General features: G+C 37.2%; 6 protein-coding genes and 1 pseudogene. All 7 read right to left on the bottom strand.

From position 1 onward, the window contains the following. Positions 1–2 precede the first annotated feature (2 nt). Positions 3–362: a hypothetical protein gene (locus CI949_RS18800; RefSeq protein ID WP_290769243.1), complete on the bottom strand. Its 360-nt coding sequence runs from the start codon at positions 360–362 to the stop codon at positions 3–5. A 20-nt stretch (positions 363–382) separates the two neighbouring features. Further along, positions 383–850, bottom strand: coding sequence for a hypothetical protein (locus tag CI949_RS18795; protein WP_290769241.1), 468 nt, complete (start codon positions 848–850; stop codon positions 383–385). A 173-nt stretch (positions 851–1023) separates the two neighbouring features. Further along, the gene (locus tag CI949_RS18790; RefSeq protein ID WP_290769238.1) at positions 1024–1284 is read right to left on the bottom strand and encodes a hypothetical protein; all 261 of its coding nucleotides are present in this window, start codon (positions 1282–1284) and stop codon (positions 1024–1026) included. A gap of 19 nt (positions 1285–1303) precedes the next feature. Further along, the gene (locus CI949_RS18785; protein WP_290769236.1) at positions 1304–2101 is read right to left on the bottom strand and encodes a ParA family protein; all 798 of its coding nucleotides are present in this window, start codon (positions 2099–2101) and stop codon (positions 1304–1306) included. A gap of 164 nt (positions 2102–2265) precedes the next feature. Then, a complete protein-coding gene (locus tag CI949_RS18780; RefSeq protein WP_290769234.1) occupies positions 2266–2520 on the bottom strand; it encodes a hypothetical protein in 255 nt (84 codons plus the stop codon). A gap of 15 nt (positions 2521–2535) precedes the next feature. Further along, entirely contained in the window at positions 2536–2949 is a 414-nt protein-coding gene (locus CI949_RS18775) for a hypothetical protein (protein WP_290769231.1), read from the bottom strand. A 110-nt stretch (positions 2950–3059) separates the two neighbouring features. Next, positions 3060–3399 (bottom strand): annotated as a pseudogene (locus CI949_RS18770) (hypothetical protein); the annotation flags it as partial.

Raw genomic sequence — 3399 nt, 5'->3', positions numbered from 1 at the left:
CGCTAGCTAGGTCTTGAAAGGAGTGGGAATTGGCTCCTTTTTACATTCAGCAGCAGGATCCTGGCCTCTTCCTGTTCCAGAAACTGCATCTCCTTGAAGTAGTTGAATACGTCCAGCGGATTACCAATCTTAGTAGTCTTTTTCTTTTCAGCTTTTAGGACCCTTCTAATTATTTCAGCTACAGCCGGAATTTGTTCACTCTTAACTTTCCCTATTCCTTTGTATTTCTTCAGCTCATTGCTGTATGTTTTCAGTATTATTTCCTCCAGTGAGTTGTAGTCCTGGAAAAGTTCAGCTGCAGCTGGTTCAGAAACCAATCTACCCAGCAGCATTTGGTCATCAAATTCTTTGTAGTTTAGCATTTTCTTTGCTCCTTCTTTAGTTAGAATGGTATTTCATCATCTTCATTCAGCTCAGCTTTGTCTTCCCTGTGGTATTTTTCGATCTCCACAGCTTCTTCAGCCAGGTAGTCTTCAATTTCTTCGTCATGTGCTCCCACCTCAGAAAAGAACGTCATCATACATTCATTGTCCAACAGAAGGCCGATCCTGTAGAAACTTATACTGTTTAGTTTATATTCCTCAACATATTCCAGAGAACATCCTAGCATCCCTTCATCTTCCGGGTTTAGTCCCAGCATTGAAAGATCCCTCAGGTTATCTCCCTTCTCCAGCACAATTATAAATCCTTCCAGCCACCCCAGTCTGAACTGGTCCAGTGTTTCTCCATTCCGGCCCAGTGCTTCAAAGAGCTGCAGGAAGTAGTCCTTGATCCACTGCAAATATTCCCCATTCAGCACTTCTGTGTTTTCCAGCAATTCCACATCTTCAAATGTTTTTATTATCCTCATTTTATCCACTCCTTTGAATTGTTTTTTAGCGTTGAAATAGGGAATAGTTCAACTAGGAAGCTATTCCCTTCAATATAATCATATATGTTTATTTAGTTTTTTATTTCCTTTTTTTACCATTGAATATATTAAAAAGACCCATGCCCTCATTAAAAAGGCATAGGTCATTGGTCTCAGTCCAGATGTTTTGCAATGTAGTGTTTTATAGCCAGATTTACAAGCTGAGTATAGCTATCTATTACATCCTTATCCTTGAGCAGCTCCATCTTCTCCCTGACTGGCTTTTCAAGATAGGTAGTAACCCTGGTGTGAACCTCATCAAAGCTTTTCTTTTCTCTTCGCTTTTTCAACTTTTCCTTCAAAGTATCATCATTATCCTTTACTTTCGACTTCTTTTTCAACTCTGATTTATTTACCTTCACTTTTTTAGGCATCAAACTCCCCCTTAGAATTTTAGTATTTCACATACTGCAGCCGCTGGATCATCTCTTCAATTACTCTCTCGAACTGGCTCAGTGTAATAGGTCTCCATGGTAGTTCTCTCATTGTTTCTTGATTGAATTGAGCATTAGGAATTGCTGTATCTACACCAATGTAGTTGTCAAAGAAAAGCTCCGGATAGGTTCTTTTGTACTCTATAAGCATTTTGCCAGTTAATTTTCTACGATGATCAACTTTATTAGCTACTATTCCCAGCAATTCTAGCGTAGTTTCTGTCTTCAGTTGCAGTTTTTTTATCTCAAGCAAGAAACTGATCAAATTTTTTAATGATAGCTGTTGTGCTTCTGCAATGATTAGCAATTGATCACTGATAATATAGCCAGCTCTTGAAAGCTCAGTCAAACTCGGTGGATGGTCCAAGAGAACAAAATCATATGTCTCCTTCAGCTTATCTACTATCTCAGCCAGAGTATTACTGACACCTGTCTGTATTTCATCTACTCTAGCTGAACCAGGTATGATTTTCTTGTCTCCTTTGCTGAATAGCTCAGTTACTACTTCTTCTAATGCTTTCTGGCCTGTTAGCAGATCGAAAAGATTACTATCTTCATTCTGGCTCAGGTTGATGTCTGTCAGGTCAGTCTGTGAATCAAGATCCAGCATTACTACTGAGTAGCCTGCATTGGCTAGTTCCTCTGCAATTACTGAAGTCAAAGTAGTTTTTCCAACTCCACCCTTCCGATTAGAAATACTTATTGCTTTTGGACCAAGATTACTTTCAGCTTTAGTTGTTATTATTTTTTTAGGCACTACTACTCCTCCTCTCACTACGTAGACAGTTTACGTATACTGTTTACATCTACGTTTACTTTATTATTTTGTTAGGAGAAAAAGTACTACAAAACAGAAAAAGCCCTTAAAGCAGAACTGAAATCTCTGCCTTAAGGGCTTTGTACTTCAATCTATTATTTTAATTAAAAGTTATAAGTTACACCTGCAGTGTAAGAAAATCCTTTACTGTAGACATTACCTTCTTCATCATCATCCATTTCAAGATATAAGTAATCTAAACCAGCATTAAAATCCCAGTTTTCTGCAAAGGAACGTGTATAACCAACACCCATACGATAACTAACTGCATCTAAATCAACTTCTTTATCTACTAAGCCAGATGCAGCAAAAGCCTGTCCTTCAAAATTCTTATCTTTTGTACCTTTGTAAAATGCCACTCCACCACCAACTGACTATCTTTCATTTAATTCATAATCAGCTAGAAAAGCAAGTCCATTTAGAGCAACATCAATCTCGGCTGATCCACTACCTACAGCAGAATCAAAATCTGTTTCCACAGTACCAAAAATATGCTCATACTGAATGTTTGCTGTCCATTTATCATTTAATTCCTTTTTAGCTCCCAAATAAATCATTGGAACTCTGTCAATGTTGTCCATTTCATCAATGTTACTTGTTGGAATTTGACCTCTAAAATCACTCGCAACTAATGTATTTAGATCGTCAATAGTGCTATTCCATTTATCTAATGTTACATTTGTAATAGCAATACCACCAATAGCTTCCCATTCAGAAGCTGCTGCATTACCTGCAACAAGTCCTACCATCAGTAAAGCCATCATTAAAACTATAATTTTATTCTTCACTTTTTAAATTCCTCCTCCATATTTTGTTATTTTTTTCTTATATATATAGAAAACCCGAGGGAATAAATCCCCCGGGTTGTTTTTATCTATCTTTTAGCAGTAAGCCATATTTAGAAGCTAATTGATAGAGATGTTGTAATAAAGCTACCATCGATATCAGCATTATCACCAGTACCACTATCAAGATAGTCATTAGTAATGTTACCATCAGCTTCATGTTCATTTAACTGATCAACATCACCGGTAATATACATTACATCTGTCAACCAGTTTACATTATCGGTTAACTTGTGATCAAGACCGGCTTTAAGATAGGTATACTGCATATCCTGATCCCAGATCTTTTCATTATCATAGAGATCAGCATTTTTGTTAACAATGCTGGCACTTACAGTAGTTTTTTCTGTCCAGGGAAACTCTGTTCCCAGTTCAACTACTGTTGCATCATCA

The organism is Halanaerobium sp., from assembly GCF_003070835.1.
This window is presented reverse-complemented; position numbering and strand designations above follow the sequence as displayed.

What these genes read in the sequence shown, in the direction of transcription:
- CI949_RS18800 (WP_290769243.1), bottom strand. Translation starts at nt 362, where the DNA reads ATGCTAAACTACAAAGAATTTGATGACCAAATGCTGCTGGGTAGATTG.
- CI949_RS18795 (WP_290769241.1), bottom strand. Translation starts at nt 850, where the DNA reads ATGAGGATAATAAAAACATTTGAAGATGTGGAATTGCTGGAAAACACA.
- CI949_RS18790 (WP_290769238.1), bottom strand. Translation starts at nt 1,284, where the DNA reads ATGCCTAAAAAAGTGAAGGTAAATAAATCAGAGTTGAAAAAGAAGTCG.